Annotated in this window: 9 protein-coding genes, 1 rRNA gene and 1 pseudogene; 7 read left to right on the top strand and 4 right to left on the bottom strand. The window is 33.5% G+C overall.

Going from position 1 to position 15,907, the window contains the following annotated elements; translation table 11 throughout:
• Positions 1-475: 475 nt before the first annotated feature.
• Positions 476-928 carry a DUF1456 family protein gene (locus O9307_RS05645; protein ID WP_159685696.1) on the top strand — a complete coding sequence of 151 codons (453 nt, stop codon included), beginning with the start codon at positions 476-478 and terminating at the stop codon, positions 926-928.
• Positions 928-1,584, top strand: a complete 657-nt coding sequence (locus O9307_RS05650) for an oxidoreductase (RefSeq protein WP_298296190.1) — start codon at positions 928-930, stop codon at positions 1,582-1,584. The genes O9307_RS05645 and O9307_RS05650 overlap by 1 nt, the downstream gene beginning before the upstream one ends.
• Before the next feature lie 210 nt (positions 1,585-1,794).
• Here the strand turns inward: O9307_RS05650 and sucC (O9307_RS05655) are convergent.
• Positions 1,795-1,998, bottom strand: a pseudogene (sucC, locus tag O9307_RS05655) (succinate--CoA ligase subunit beta); the annotation flags it as partial.
• Positions 1,999-2,145: 147 nt separating this feature from the next.
• On the opposite strand from sucC (O9307_RS05655), the gene O9307_RS05660 reads away from it, so the two are divergent.
• Positions 2,146-3,204: an AraC family transcriptional regulator gene (locus O9307_RS05660; RefSeq protein ID WP_298296192.1), complete on the top strand. Its 1,059-nt coding sequence runs from the start codon at positions 2,146-2,148 to the stop codon at positions 3,202-3,204.
• 92 nt (positions 3,205-3,296) lie between these two features.
• Positions 3,297-4,892 (top strand): signal peptidase I, encoded by a 1,596-nt coding sequence (gene lepB / locus O9307_RS05665; RefSeq protein ID WP_298296194.1) that lies wholly within the window; start codon positions 3,297-3,299, stop codon positions 4,890-4,892.
• Between the two features lie 120 nt (positions 4,893-5,012).
• Here the strand turns inward: lepB and sucC (O9307_RS05670) are convergent, their stop codons facing one another.
• The gene (sucC, locus tag O9307_RS05670; protein ID WP_298296196.1) at positions 5,013-6,206 is read right to left on the bottom strand and encodes an ADP-forming succinate--CoA ligase subunit beta; all 1,194 of its coding nucleotides are present in this window, start codon (positions 6,204-6,206) and stop codon (positions 5,013-5,015) included.
• A 404-nt stretch (positions 6,207-6,610) separates the two neighbouring features.
• Between sucC (O9307_RS05670) and gltB the strand changes: the two genes are divergently transcribed.
• The 3 genes from gltB (at position 6,611) to lysA (ending at position 13,994) form a co-directional block, all read left to right on the top strand.
• Positions 6,611-11,128, top strand: a complete 4,518-nt coding sequence (gene gltB / locus O9307_RS05675) for a glutamate synthase large subunit (protein ID WP_298296198.1) — start codon at positions 6,611-6,613, stop codon at positions 11,126-11,128.
• A gap of 2 nt (positions 11,129-11,130) precedes the next feature.
• Complete coding sequence (locus tag O9307_RS05680; RefSeq protein ID WP_298296200.1) at positions 11,131-12,585, top strand: glutamate synthase subunit beta; 1,455 nt, start codon at positions 11,131-11,133, stop codon at positions 12,583-12,585.
• A 191-nt stretch (positions 12,586-12,776) separates the two neighbouring features.
• Positions 12,777-13,994 (top strand): diaminopimelate decarboxylase, encoded by a 1,218-nt coding sequence (lysA, locus tag O9307_RS05685; protein WP_298296202.1) that lies wholly within the window; start codon positions 12,777-12,779, stop codon positions 13,992-13,994.
• Between the two features lie 58 nt (positions 13,995-14,052).
• On the opposite strand, the gene pafA is transcribed toward lysA, so the two are convergent.
• Positions 14,053-15,669: an alkaline phosphatase PafA gene (gene pafA / locus O9307_RS05690; protein ID WP_298296204.1), complete on the bottom strand. Its 1,617-nt coding sequence runs from the start codon at positions 15,667-15,669 to the stop codon at positions 14,053-14,055.
• 142 nt (positions 15,670-15,811) lie between these two features.
• A 5S ribosomal RNA gene (gene rrf, locus O9307_RS05695) occupies positions 15,812-15,907 on the bottom strand; the annotation flags it as partial.

Raw genomic sequence — 15,907 nt, forward strand, 5'->3', positions numbered from 1 at the left:
AATTTGTTGTCTTTTAAAAAAATGTGTTGAAAAAACATTAAGTTTATAAATAATATTTTTAATATACAACCAAAAATCGGCGATAATCTGCCTAATCCGCGTGCCATTTTAACATAAAAATATTTGTGTCCAGACGGTAGGCTACTACCGGGACTAAAAGGAAACATCTTGCCTTCTTGTAAACATAAATTGATAGTTTTAGTCTGAAATACTTAAAGACTCCAACCTTAATACTTTTCAAATTAAAAAATCCATACCGATTCACCTGTTTTCCTTATATGTCCTTCTATTTTACTCCTATAAAACACGCCAAAAATTATAAAAACTTATATGCCTTAAATGTTTAAAAAAAGCAGCCAATTAATGATAATTATAGCAATGCATCTTCATTTTTTCGAGAGAGCACCCTGAATTCAGACTCGAATATAACGTCGCTCTATTTTTAAACTGTACCTTTGTAAAAAATTAAAAGAATATGACCAACAACGATATTTTCAAAAAATTACGCGTAGCCTTAATGTTGCGTGACGACCAAATCGTTGAAATCCTAGAATTAGTAGATTTCAGAATATCAAAATCAGAATTAGGTGCCTTTTTCCGTGATGAAAAACATCCCAACTATATGGAATGTGGCGACCAAGTATTGCGCAATTTCCTTAACGGATTGGTAATCCATTTACGAGGCACCAAAGAAAACCCAAAAATACCTACTGAAGTTTTAGCTAAACATAGAGCTGAAATCCCAGCAAAAGACGGAGCTGCAAAACGTCCAGAGTTCAAAGCCAAACCAAAAGATGCAGAACAAAGCCGCGGAGACAAGAAACCAGCAAGCAAAAAACCTTTCAAAAAAAGCAATAAAGCGGCTGCTCCAAAAATTCAAGTAGTTGAAAAAGTAAAATTCAACAACGGAAAGAATAAAAAATCATAATGAAAACGGCGCTAGTTATTGGCAGTACGGGACTTATTGGTTCCCAACTAGTAGATGTACTTTTAGAAAGTGAACACTACCAAAAAGTTGTCATTTTTGTAAAACGAGAATCTGGAAAATCACATCCCAAACTAGAACAACACATCATCAATTTCGATGCACCCGAGACCTATCAACATTTGGTGAAAGGCGATGATGTATTTTGCACCATTGGTACCACCATCAAAAAAGCGGGAAGTCAATCCGCCTTTCGAAAAGTAGATTACGAATATCCTATTGCATTTTCAAACATTGCAAAAACTAACAACATAAAGCAATTCTTGATTGTTTCTTCTTTAGGCGCCAACAAAGACTCAAACAACTTCTATTTAAAAACCAAAGGAGAAATGGAAACTCAATTAGCCAAAGCTAATTTTGAAACCACTGTCATTGTTAGACCTTCATTATTACTAGGACAACGCTCAGAATTTAGATTAGGAGAAAAAATAGGTGCTTTTTTCTCAAAAGGTTTTTCTTTCCTACTCCAAGGAAGCTTAAAAAAATACCGCCCAATAGAAAGCTCTACAGTTGCCAGAGCCTTATATCTTTTGGCACAGTCCAACGTAAAAGGCTACACCATTTACGAATCGGATGAACTTCAAAACATCGGAAATTAAGCCACAAAAAACTAGACTCCAAATTTTTACCGCAAATTCGCAAATTACTCCAATTATGACTATTTTAAAATTTGCGAATTTGCGGTAATACAATTTTTAGAGCTAATGTAAAATGCACTCAAAGTGCATAGGCTTGAACTCAATTTGAAACCAATAAAAAAACCTGTTCATTAACTGAACAGGCTTTTGAATATATAACTAAATTGTAAATTAAGACAATGCCGCTTTTACTTGATCTGCAGCTTCTTGAAACTCAACTGCAGAAAGAATTGGCATTCCAGAATTATCAATTAATTCTTTTGCAATAGCAGCATTAGTTCCTTGTAAACGTACAATGATTGGCACTTTTATAGCGTCACCCATATTTTTGTAAGCATCTACAACACCTTGTGCTACACGGTCACAACGAACAATTGTAACGAAAAAACACCCAAATAATCTCTAACTCATGATTTTTTTATCCTATATTTTCATCATGACACTCAAAATACCAGCTTTTTTGAACAGTCAATAAAGGATAAATGAATTGTAAAATAAATAAGATTTTAGTTTCTTTGTTTGATGAATTTTGAAACAGAATTTTTTAATCGCTTTGAATTATTAATTAGCAGTATCGGCATTGTTTTGGGTTTTTTCTTTGGGATAATACTCAGCACCAAAACAAATAAAAATTCCAAAGCAAATTTATTTTTGGCTATTTATCTTTTAACTTTTAGCTTACGTACAGGAAAAGCATTATTTCACAATTATTATGCTATTAACGATCGCATTCTCACCCTATTTTTAGGCTTATTTTTATTAATTGGTCCCAGTTTATGGTTTTACGTAAAACTTTTATATACAAGTAATAATTCTTTAAAAAAGATAAATTACTTCCTACATTATGCTCCATTTGTTTTAGTAACTTTTTTTAGTTTGTTCATCTCAAATGATAGCATCGCTAACTTAAGAGCCTTTTATTTTATCTTATTCTTACACGGTTTAACTTACTGTTTTTATACTTTTTATTGGCTATTAACAAACCCAAGCTTTCATGAAGTTTCACAAAAAAATATAAAAATCAAAAAATGGCTAATTGCTTTTATATTAGCAACAACTTTAATGTTTATTCATGCAATACTAATCTTCTTTGATATTCTTTCTTTTTATCCGAGTAGTACTTACTTATTTTCATTCATAATAGTTTCTTTGGCAATTTTAGGAAATAACAATTTGTGGATATTTGATGTTGAAAAAAAGAAATATACCAATTCAACTTTAGATGATAAAAAGGCAAGTGAGTATTCAAAACAACTTAAACAATTTATGGAAATTGATAAATTGTTTTTAGACCCAGAGTTAACTTTAGTAAAATTAGCTGACAGAATGAATATTTCTTCTAAGCAACTATCTCAAATTATCAATCAAATTGAAAATACAAACTACTCACAATACATTGCAAAATATCGTATTGAACAAGCTAAAAAAAAATTAACAAACCCTAATTATCATAATTACAAAATTGCTGCAATTGCATTTGAAAGTGGTTTTAATAGCATTTCATCTTTTAATATTACATTTAAGAATCTTACAAATACGACCCCACTTGAGTATCGAGAATCGTACAGCAAAAAAACATAATTAAATACTTAATTTTGTTTGCTAGAATCATGAATTTAGTAGTTGAAAGCAATAATTTAAACGAGTTTTGCCTAAATTATTAAATTATTCTTATGACTAAACTGTTTCTATTATTCGTTATTGTTCAATGTATTTATTTTATAGGCACCTTTAAATTATATGTAAAAGCAGGTAGAAAAGCATGGGAAGCATTAATCCCAATTTATAATACCATGCTATTAATGCAAATAATTAATAGACCTAAATGGTGGCTTTTTTTACTTCTAATTCCAATAATTAATTTAATAATACTACCGGTTATTTGGGTTGAAACAATACGTAGTTTTGGTAAAAATAAAACGACAGATACTTTCATAGTAATCTTATCTCTTGGGTTTTATATTCTTTATTTGAATTATAACACCAACAAACTAATATACATTAAAGACAGAGACTTAAAACCAAAAGGAACACTCGGTGAAACTATAAGCTCACTATTGTTTGCTGTAATCGTAGCAACTATTGTTCATACCTATATCATACAACCTTTTACAATTCCGTCCTCTTCTATGGAAAAGTCATTATTAGTTGGAGATTTTTTATTTGTCAGCAAATTTCATTATGGAGCAAGAATACCAATGACAACAATAGCTTTGCCAATGGTGCATGATAGTATTCCATTTTTAAAAAGTAAATCATATTTATTTAGTGATGACATTTCTAAAAAAGAAACTTCGATAATAAATATGTTTCAATTACCTTATTTAAGATTACCAGGTTTTCAAAAAATAGAACGTAATGATATTGTGGTATTCAATCAACCGGCAGATACACTTAGGGATATGGATAATTTTTCTCCTGACAGAAATTATTATAAACCTATTGATAAGAAAACAAATCTTGTGAAACGCTGTGTAGGAATTCCTGGAGACAGTTTGGAAGTTAGAAATGGTTATGTATTTATTGATGGAAAACAAACTAAATTATCTGAAAGAACAAAATTACAATTTTCCTATATTGTTAAATTCAAAGGTCAATTCTTATCTTATGAGGAGGCATGCAATATTTTAAAGTTATATGATATAACCGATGGAATAGCTTTTGATTATAATTCCAAAGAATATTTTGTTCAAGCAACAGAAGAAGCTATTACTAATGCAAGAAACAATCCATATATTCAAAGCCTTGAATTGAGAAAAAAAAATAAAGGAGATCAAGATTTTAAAGTATTTCCTCATAATATGAATTACAATTGGAATGCTGATTTTTTTGGGCCGATTTACATTCCTGAAAAAGGAAAGACAATTGACATAAATTTAAAAATTTTACCCCTTTACAAAAGAATAATCACTGAATATGAAGGGCATCAGCTCTCAGTGCGCGGGAATCAGATTTTTATTGATAACAGACATGCAACAAGCTATACCTTTAAACAAGATTATTATTGGATGATGGGTGATAATAGAGACAATTCAATTGATGCTAGGTTTTGGGGATTTGTACCATTTGACCATGTAATTGGGAAGCCTATTTTTATATGGCTATGTTGGAATACTGATGGAAAAGGAATTAACAAAATTAGATGGAATCGTATGTTTACAACAGTTGCAGGCGAAGGAGAACCAAGATCTTATCTGATTTACTTTGTAATTACTGTAATCATTTATTTGGTTTACAACAAATATATGAAAGGAAAAAATGTCAGATAGAAATGATTTTATGTGTACAAGTTATAACAAAAAAATATAGTTTTAAAAGCATCTAAGTTTTCTAAAAAAAAGCCTGTCCATTAACTGAACAGGCTTTTGAATATATAACTAAATTGTAAATTAAGACAATGCAGCTTTAACTTGGTCAGCAGCTTCTTGAAACTCAACTGCAGAAAGAATTGGCATTCCAGAATTATCAATTAATTCTTTTGCAATAGCAGCATTCGTTCCTTGTAAACGTACAATGATTGGCACTTTTATAGCGTCACCCATATTTTTGTAAGCATCTACAACACCTTGTGCTACACGGTCACAACGAACAATTCCACCAAAAATATTGATTAAAATTGCTTTTACGTTTGGGTCTTTTAAGATGATACGGAAAGCAGTCTCTACACGTTTTGCATCAGCTGTTCCACCTACGTCTAAGAAGTTTGCAGGCTCAAAACCAGCATACTTAATCAAATCCATAGTTGCCATAGCCAAACCAGCTCCGTTTACCATACATCCAACAGTTCCGTCAAGGTCTACATAATTTAAACCTACTTCTTTTGCTTCAACTTCGATTGGGTTCTCCTCACGAATGTCACGCATATCAGCATATTTAGCTTGTCTGTATAAAGCATTATCATCGATATTTACTTTAGCATCAACAGCCATAATTTTATTATCAGATGTTTTTAACACTGGGTTAATTTCGAACATCGAAGCATCTGAACCAATGTAAGCATTATATAAAGAATCGATGAATTTCACCATTTCTTTGAAAGCATTTCCAGAAAGCCCTAAGTTAAAAGCAATTCTTCTTGCTTGAAAACCTTGCAAACCAACCGATGGATCTACTTCTTCAGTAAAAATTAAATGAGGAGTGTGCTCAGCTACTTCTTCGATATCCATTCCACCTTCTGTAGAATACATAATCATATTACGGCCAGTAGCTCTGTTCAATAAAACAGAAACATAAAACTCAGAAGTTTCGCTTTCACCTGGATAATATACATCTTCAGCGATTAACACTTTGTGTACTTTTTTACCTTCGGCAGAAGTTTGAGGCGTAATCAACTGCATACCGATGATTTCGCTAGCAATTCCTTCTACTTTGTCTAAGCCTTTGGCAAGTTTTACACCACCACCTTTTCCACGTCCACCGGCGTGAATTTGAGCTTTAACAACATACCAACTTGTACCTGTTTCGGCAGTTAATTGTTTTGCAGCAGCAACAGCTTCTACAGGGCTATTCGCTACAATTCCGCGTTGAATTCGTACGCCGTAGCTTGCTAAAATTTCTTTTCCTTGATATTCGTGTATGTTCATAGTATATAATATTTGACCGAACTCTGAAAACGTTTCAGAATAAAGTGCGACAAAAATAGAAAATTAAACTCAAATAGAATTATTTTTTTTTCTTAAAAAAAGAGAAGCTTAACTTAAAAATAACCTTACAAAACAAATAAACTTTAGTAAAAAAATAAAAGTTAGTAAAAAATTTGTGATATTTTTTTTTGTTGTTGCTTTTAGAAATAAAAAAGATACTTTTTGAAAGTAATTTCTACTTTTTCAATCTTAAATATTATGAAAATGATAATTAGTTAGGGACGAAATTTTGCAATTGTCATTTTTGCAAGCAAAATTTAATTTTATAACAAAAATAACAACCAAACACCGCAATTAACCCGTTTATCTCATGAAATACATAATTTTGTAAAAAAAAAGCAAGCATGAAAATTGAAGAACAAGGCCTTTACTTGCCCGAATTTGAACACGACAATTGCGGTGCAGGATTCATTTGTAATTTGAATGGAATAAAATCTAACGATATTATTCACAAGGCATTAGACATTTTAATTAAATTAGAGCATCGTGGTGCCGTTAGCTCTGATGGTAGAACTGGTGATGGAGCAGGAATCCTTTTTGATATTCCGCACACATTTTTTAAGAAAGTATGTGAATTTTCTATTCCTGAGCCTAGAGAATATGCTGTTGGTATGGTATTCATGCCTAAAAGTAGCAATCAAGTTGATTTTTGCAAAACTACTTTTGAAAAAGCAATTTTAGATCAAAAATTAGAAATCCTCGGATGGAGAGATGTTCCTGTTGATGTTAGCAATCTAGGACAAATCGCTGCCGAAAAAGAACCTACGGTAAAACAAGTTTTTGTTGGCAAAAATGGTTTGGACTTGACCGAACAACAATTCAACGCCAAAATGTTTGCCGCTAGAAAAATAGCAGAACATGCAGTTAGAGGCTCAAAAACTTCTGAGAGTCATATGTTTTATTTCTCAAGTTTTTCTACAACAACTATTATATATAAAGGACTGCTAATGCCAGAAGACATTAGCCGTTATTACACCGACTTATTAGACAGCGATTTAGTTACTCGATTGGCATTAGTGCACCAGCGATTCTCTACAAATACTTTCCCTTCATGGGATTTAGCACAACCTTTCCGCTATATGTGTCACAATGGTGAAATTAACACATTAAGAGGAAACGTAAGCCGAATGAGAGCTCGAGAGGAACTTATGAAGAGTGATGTTTTTGGTGAGGATTTAAAAAAATTATTCCCAATCATTTTAGAAGGAAAATCCGACTCTGCCTCTATGGATATGGTTGTTGAGCTACTACTAATGACAGGAAGAACACTTCCTGAAGTCATGATGATGGTAGTTCCAGAAGCATGGGAAAAACATCAAACGATGAGTGCTGAGAAAAAAGCATTCTATGAGTACAATTCTTGTATTATGGAACCTTGGGATGGCCCAGCTTCTATACCATTTACTGACGGAAACGTTATTGGTGCGCTATTAGATAGAAATGGTCTGCGTCCTTCAAGATACACTTTGACTAAGAGTGGTTTTGTAATTATGTCTTCAGAAATTGGTGTACTTGACATCAACCCAGAAGATGTAATTCAACATGGTCGTTTAGAACCAGGAAAAATGTTCTTGGTCGATATGAACGAAGGAAGAATAATCGAGGATGACGAAGTAAAACATTCCATAGTTACTAAACGTCCTTACCAAAAATGGTTGGATGAAAATCTTTTACAATTAGCTTGTATTCCTTACACAGACAACCCTATTCCAGTTGAGAATCTTGATTTTGAAACCAGACAACGTATGTTTGGCTATACAATCGAAGATTTAAAAACCATAATCAACCCAATGGGTGGTAGCGGAAATGAGGCTATTAGCTCTATGGGTAATGATACTCCATTAGCAGTTTTATCAGATCAACCACAATTATTGTATAACTATTTCAAACAATTATTTGCTCAAGTTACCAATCCTCCTTTGGATGGAATTCGTGAAGAAATCATCACAGATATTAGTTTAGCTATTGGTGGAGACTACAATATATTTGACATTGAAGCAAAACAATGCAAAAAATTAAAAATCCAAAACCCTATCATTTCTAATGAAGATTTGGATAAAATAAGAAACATTCAGCACGAGGATTTCAAATCAGTTACTATTTCTACGTTGTACAAAATAGAAAAAGGAGCTAATGGTTTAGAGCGTGCCTTAGAGAAATGCGTACAAGCCACTTTCAAAGCTGTTTCTGAAGGAAGCAATATTGTCATCCTCTCAGATCGTGGAGTAAGCGAAACCCTAGCGCCTATCCCGATGCTATTGGCTTGTTCTTATATTCACCACACTTTAAACCAACTTAAAGTACGCTCTAAGTTTGGAATTGTTATTGAATCTGCTGAGCCACGTGAGCCTCATCATTTTGCGCTTTTATTTGGATATGGCGCTAGCGCAATTAATCCTTATATGGTAAATGAAATAATTCATAATCAAGTTAAAGAAGGCCACATCGCTGGAATAACTGCAGAATATGCAATTAAAAACTACAACAAAGCCATCGGAAAAGGGATTTTGAAAATTATGAATAAAATCGGAATCTCTACGCTACACTCGTACAGAGCTGCTCAAATTTTTGAAATTTTAGGTTTAAACAAATCATTCTCAACCAAATATTTCCCATACACTCCATCTAGAATTGAAGGTATTGGATTAATGGAAGTAGAAAAAGAAGTGAAAAAGCGTTTCCAAAAAGCATTCCCAAATTCAAAAGTAGCCAACTTGCTACCGCTCGAAATTGGCGGTATTTACAGATGGAGACGAAATGGTGAAAAACACATGTTTAATCCAACGACCATTTCAAAACTACAACAAGCCGTTCGTTTGAATAGCCCAGAAAGTTATGCCGAATATTCTAAAATGGTCAATGAGCAAAGTGCTAATTTGATGACTATTCGTGGATTATTTGAATTCAATAATTTGGATCCTATTTCTATTGACGAAGTAGAGCCTTGGACTGAAATTGTAAAAAAATTCAAAACAGGCGCCATGTCATATGGTTCTATAAGTCAAGAAGCACACGAAAATCTAGCGATTGCTATGAACAGAATTGGTGGTAAAAGTAATTCTGGAGAAGGTGGAGAAGACGCTAAACGTTTCCAAAAAGAATTGAATGGTGACTCAAGAAATAGTGCTATCAAGCAAGTGGCTTCAGGTCGTTTCGGAGTGTCTATTAATTATTTGACCAATGCCAAAGAGATTCAAATAAAAATGGCTCAAGGAGCTAAACCAGGTGAAGGTGGGCAATTACCAGGTGAAAAAGTAGTACCTTGGATTGCTGCAACCAGAAATTCTACTCCTTATGTAGGATTGATCTCTCCTCCGCCACACCATGACATCTACTCTATTGAAGATTTATCGCAATTGATTTTCGATTTAAAAAATGCCAACCGTGAAGCTAGAGTAAATGTAAAATTAGTATCAGAAGTTGGAGTTGGAACCATAGCTGCGGGTGTTGCTAAGGCAAAAGCTGATGTCATCTTAATATCAGGTTATGATGGAGGAACAGGAGCTGCACCATTAACATCCTTAACTCATACTGGAATCCCGTGGGAATTAGGTTTGGCTGAAGCCCAACAAACTTTAATCCTAAATGATTTAAGAAGCCGTGTTGTTTTAGAGTGTGATGGACAGTTAAAAACTGGTCGCGACGTTGCTATTGCCGCTTTACTTGGAGCTGAAGAGTTTGGCTTTGCCACTGCTCCATTAGTAGCTTCAGGCTGTATTATGATGCGTGCTTGTCACTTGAATACTTGTCCAGTAGGTATTGCAACTCAAGATCCTGAACTACGTAAAAACTTCAAAGGTACTCCAGAACATGTTATTAATTTTATGTACTTCATTGCAGAGGAATTAAGACAAATTATGGCACAACTTGGCTTTAGAACTTTAAAAGAAATGGTAGGACAATCTCAAAAATTGAACGTAAATAAAGCGATTCAACATTACAAAGCGATGGGATTAGATTTGTCAACTATTCTTTATAAACCAGAAAAAGCAAAAACAGTTCCTAACCACAATACAATGCCTCAAGATCATGAATTAGAGCATGTATTAGATTTTGATATTATCAAAGCTGCGATTCCATCTATTTATAGAAAAGAAAGAACAAGAGTAACCTTTGACATCAAAAATACGGATCGTTCAGTTGGAGCCATTTTGAGTAACGAAATTTCAAAAATATACGGAGCACAAGGACTACCAGAAGATACGATTTTAGTTGACTTTACAGGTTCTGCTGGACAAAGTTTCGGAGCTTTTGCCACCAATGGATTATCATTTAAAATCCACGGAAACTGCAATGATTATCTAGGTAAAGGACTTTCTGGAGGTAAATTAATTATAAAAGTGCCACCAACAGCAACATTCAAACCAGAGGAAAATATAATTATTGGAAACGTAGCACTTTATGGAGCTATTACTGGTGAAGCATATATTAATGGTATGGCTGGAGAACGTTTCTGTGTTAGAAACTCAGGAGCAACCGCAGTGGTTGAAGGTATTGGAGACCATGGTTGTGAATACATGACTGGAGGAACTGTAATTGTTCTAGGCAAAACCGGACGAAACTTCGCTGCAGGTATGAGTGGAGGTATCGCTTATGTTTATGACCCAAATAAGAAATTCGACCAAACCCTTTGTAATATGGAAATGGTTGCTTTTGACCCATTAGAAGCAGAAGACATTACAAAAATGAAACGTTTGATAAAAAATCATTCTTTATACACAAGTAGTCCATTAGCTAAGAGAATTTTAGCAGATTGGGACAACCAAGTCAAGCATTTTGTAAAAGTGATGCCTACAGATTACAAAAAAGCATTACAACGAATTGCAGCAGAAAAGGAAGTTGAAGAATTAATAGCACAATAGTCATGGGAAAAATAGGAGGATTTAAAGAATTTAATAGAGCCGACGAAGGTAACATAGCTGTTGTTGAACGCGTTGCCAATTATAATGAATTCACAATTGCATTACCAAAAGATAAAATAAAAGAACAAGGTTCAAGATGTATGGATTGTGGCATCCCGTTTTGCCATAGCTCATGTCCATTGGGGAATTTAATTCCAGATTTCAATGATATGGTACATCAAGAAGAATGGCAAAGTGCCTTAGAAATATTGCAATCAACGAATAATTTCCCTGAATTTACAGGAAGATTATGCCCTGCACCATGTGAAAAATCATGCGTTCTAGGTATTATAAAGGAACCTGTTGCCATCGAAAATATCGAGAAAAACATTATAGAAAGAGGTTTTGCCGAAGGATGGATTAAGCCACAACCGCCTTCCGTTCGAACTGGTAAAAAAGTTGCTGTGGTAGGTTCTGGACCAGCAGGTTTAGCGGCTGCACAACAACTCAATCGTGCAGGACACACTGTAACTGTTTTTGAAAGAGATAACGCTATTGGCGGATTGTTACGCTACGGAATTCCAAATTTCAAATTAGAGAAAGGAATAATAGATCGTCGTGTTGCAATTTTAGAAGCTGAAGGTATCGTTTTTAAAACCAATGTAAATGTTGGTGTCAACTTTTCAGTAGAGGAATTAAATGAATTTGATTCAATCGTTCTTTGTGGTGGAGCCACAGAAAGAAGAGGTTTACCTACCAAAGGAGCCGATAGCAAAGGGGTAGTGCAAGCTATGGATTTCTTAACACAACAAACTAAAGTTTTATACGGTGAAGAAGTTCCTAATCAAATCAAAGCTACAGGAAAAGATGTTATCGTAATAGGTGGAGGAGATACAGGATCTGACTGTATTGGAACTTCAAATAGACAAGGCGCAAAATCAGTTACCAATTTTGAGATTATGCCAAAACCTCCAGTGGGTCGAAGCGAATCTACACCTTGGCCTTTTTGGCCACTACAACTAAAAACTTCTTCTTCACACGAAGAAGGTTGTAATAGAAATTGGTTAATCAATACCAAAGAATTTATTGCTAATGAAAAAGGAGAACTAACTGCTCTAAAAACAGTAGAAGTTGCTTGGAAAATTGTTCCTGGACAGCGTCCTGAATTAATTGAAAAGGAAGGTTCAGAAAAAATATGGTCATGCGATTTAGCTCTACTCGCTTTAGGATTTACAGGACCCGAAAAAACTTTAGCAGAACAACTTGGTCTTGAATTGGATATGAGAAGTAACTTCAAAGCCAATAACTACCAAACTAATGTTCCTCATATTTTTACAGCAGGTGATATGAGAAGAGGACAATCATTGATTGTTTGGGCTATCTCAGAAGGTCGTGAAGCCGCGAGAGAAATTGATTTATTCTTAATGGGATACACCAACTTACCAACAAAAGGTAAAGGCGATTTACCTAGCTTATAAACAAACCATTTTTTTTTTAAATCCCTTGTCTTTATTATTTTAAGTCAAGGGATTTTTTTTACATTGTTATAAAAATAATTTTTTAAGAATAAAAAGTTTTAATAATAACATTTTGTTATATTTTGTTATATTTTGTTTTTTATTTGGTCGAAGATAGAAACTGTAATAAATTTGTAAAAAAATAAATCACAATGCAAGGAAAAGACTTACTTCAATTAGCCGAACAATTTGGAACTCCACTATATGTGTATGATGCTGAAAAAATTCAATCCCAATTCAACAGATTAACAAAAGCTTTTTCTAAGGTTGAAAAACTGCGCATTAATTATGCGATGAAAGCATTGTCAAACGTATCTATACTTCAGTTGTTAAAAGATATGGGTTCAGGTTTAGACACCGTTTCAATTCAAGAAGTACTTCTTGGATTACATGCAGGATATGCTCCAGAAAAAATATTTTATACTCCAAATGGTGTTTCACTAGAAGAAATAGAAGAAGTAAATGCTTTAGGAGTTCAAATAAACATTGATAATTTATCCATACTAGAACAATTCGGCACCAAACACCCAAATGTTCCTGTATGTATTCGTATCAATCCTCACGTAATGGCTGGTGGAAACACAAACATTTCTGTAGGTCACATTGATAGTAAATTTGGAATATCCATACACCAATTACCACATTTGGTTCGAATAGTAGAAAATACTAAAATGAACATTGTCGGAATCCATATGCATACAGGTTCTGATATCTTAGATATTGAAGTATTTTTATACGCTGCAGAAATTCTTTTTGATGCTGCTAGAAATTTCAAAAATCTTGAATTCTTAGATTTTGGTAGTGGTTTCAAAGTACCTTATAAAAAAGACGATGTACAAACAGACATCGAAGAATTAGGTAAAAAATTATCAAAACGTTTTAATGCTTTCTGTGTTGAATACGGAAAAGACTTAACATTGATTTTTGAACCTGGAAAATTCTTAGTTAGTGAAGCTGGTTACTTTTTAACAAAAGTAAATGTGGTAAAACAAACTACATCAACTGTTTTTGCTGGAATTGATAGCGGTTTTAACCATTTAATTCGACCAATGCTTTATGGTTCTCAACACCATATCGAAAATATTTCTAATCCAAAAGGAAAAGAACGTTTCTATTCTGTTGTAGGTTACATCTGTGAAACAGATACTTTTGCAAACAATAGGAGAATCGCTGAAATCAAAGAAGGAGATATTCTTTCTTTTCACAACGCTGGAGCTTATTGCTTCTCGATGTCTTCAAACTATAACTCTCGATATAAACCAGCAGAAGTTTTGTGGTTAAATGGCAAAGGGCATTTGATTCGAGCTCATGAAAAATTTGAGGATTTACTTCAAAATCAAATTCCTCTACAAATAGAAGTGACTATTTAAAATTAAATAGGCTGTCCAAAAAATTAATTTCGGACAGCCTATTTTCTTATTACAGCATTTAATTTTTCTTCAAAAGTTCTTCTAATACTTCTGCCTCCGTGCCATTTGGAAAAGTAATTTTAAGTAATTTGGACAAAGTAGGGGCTATTGAAGTAATGTAAACTTTTTTATATGATTCCCCTTTAGGAACGTTCCAACCATAAAACAACATTGGAACATTAGTATCATAACTATTAGGTGTTCCGTGTGTTGTTCCTGTCTCATTATATTCCATATAACCCGTTTTTTGAACTAAAACTAAATCGCCATTCTGTTTAGGGTCAAATCCTTTAAAAATAAAATCTAAATAATAATCTCCGCCTGACGATGCTAAAATTTCATCATCAGTATATACTCTTTTCACATGAGGTAATTCTAAAATGAAAGTTTTGAAAGCCTGTTTTACAGCGCTTAACTCTAATCCTTTGGTTTTAACTAAATCCCTATTCAAATAAATATTATAATTTGAATAATTCGATACTAAGTTTACTCCATAAGTTGCGGTAGAAAACTTTTCAAGAGATTTAAAAGTTTCTTTTGATGGTACATTCGTAACATCATATTTACGATCCTTCAAAAAAATAGGATTCTCAGCAGCGGCATGATCTGCTGTTAAAAACAACAGATAATTATCTTTTCCAACGTTTTTATCAAGATAATCAAACATCCTAGCCAAGGTCAAATCCAAACGCAAATAAGTATCCTGAATCTCCATTGATCTAGGACCAAAAGTATGCCCTACATAATCTGTAGAAGAAAAACTAACTGTTAAAAAATCGGTATCATTATCTTTTCCTAAATTTTCACTTTCTATAGCTCGCAAAGCAATATCTGCTAACAAGTCATTACCAAATGGAGTAGTTCTTAGGATATCTGCGCCAGATTCTTTGTATAATTTATTCAAATCATATGGAAAAACTGGAGCCTTAGATTTATCAATTCTTCCTTCATAAGGATTATCATCAGGAAGACTCTCATTATAATCACTAGCTGGTTTTAACAAACTCCATCCTTTCTGAATGTAGTTCATATAACGTTTTTCACTATTAAATTTAGTAACCCAATCAGGCATTTTATCCCCATAAAAAGAACTCGAAATAAAATCACCAGATTTACTAAACCAAAATGCCCAATTTGCGAAATGTCCCGCAGGCAAAATCGCTCCTCTATCTTTAACACTAAGACCAATAACTTTTCCTCTAAAATTTGTTGCCATTTTTAGTTCGTCAGTCACAGTAGTTGCAAAAAGATTTTTTGGAGACATCATCCCTTCTTTTTCACTTCCTATAACCAATGTTTTTACAGACGCATCGTCTGTACAATACCTGTTTTTACCAGTTTCCCGAATATACCAATCATTCCCAATGATACCGTGCGTAGCAGGAGTGGTTCCTGTATAAATTGAAGCATGTCCGGGAGCTGTATAAGTAGGCACATAATTATAGTTCATATTGTAATAAGCAAAACCATTATTCATCAAACGTTTAAAACCATCTTGTGAATAATCATCATAAAACCGATCTAGATACTCAGCTTTCATTTGATCAACTACAATTCCAATGACAAGTTTTGGTCTTTGCTGACCAAAAGAACTAAAGAAAACAAACAGAAATGATAGGGCAATTATTTTTTTCATAGATAAATATTTTAGACAAATTTAAATGATATAATTAACAAAATGGCAATAAATAGCGTTTTCGTATACTGATTTCATATAATAAAAATAAAAAAAGAGCATAAAAAAACCCCTTCATCATAAGATGAAGGGGTTCTTTAAAGAAAGGCGGCGACATACTCTCCCACAAATTGCAGTACCATCTGCGCAGGCGGGCTTAACTTCTCTGTTCGGAATGGGAAGAGGTGAGCCCCGCCGC

The organism is Flavobacterium sp. (genome assembly GCF_027531905.1).
Lineage (GTDB): Bacteria > Bacteroidota > Bacteroidia > Flavobacteriales > Flavobacteriaceae > Flavobacterium.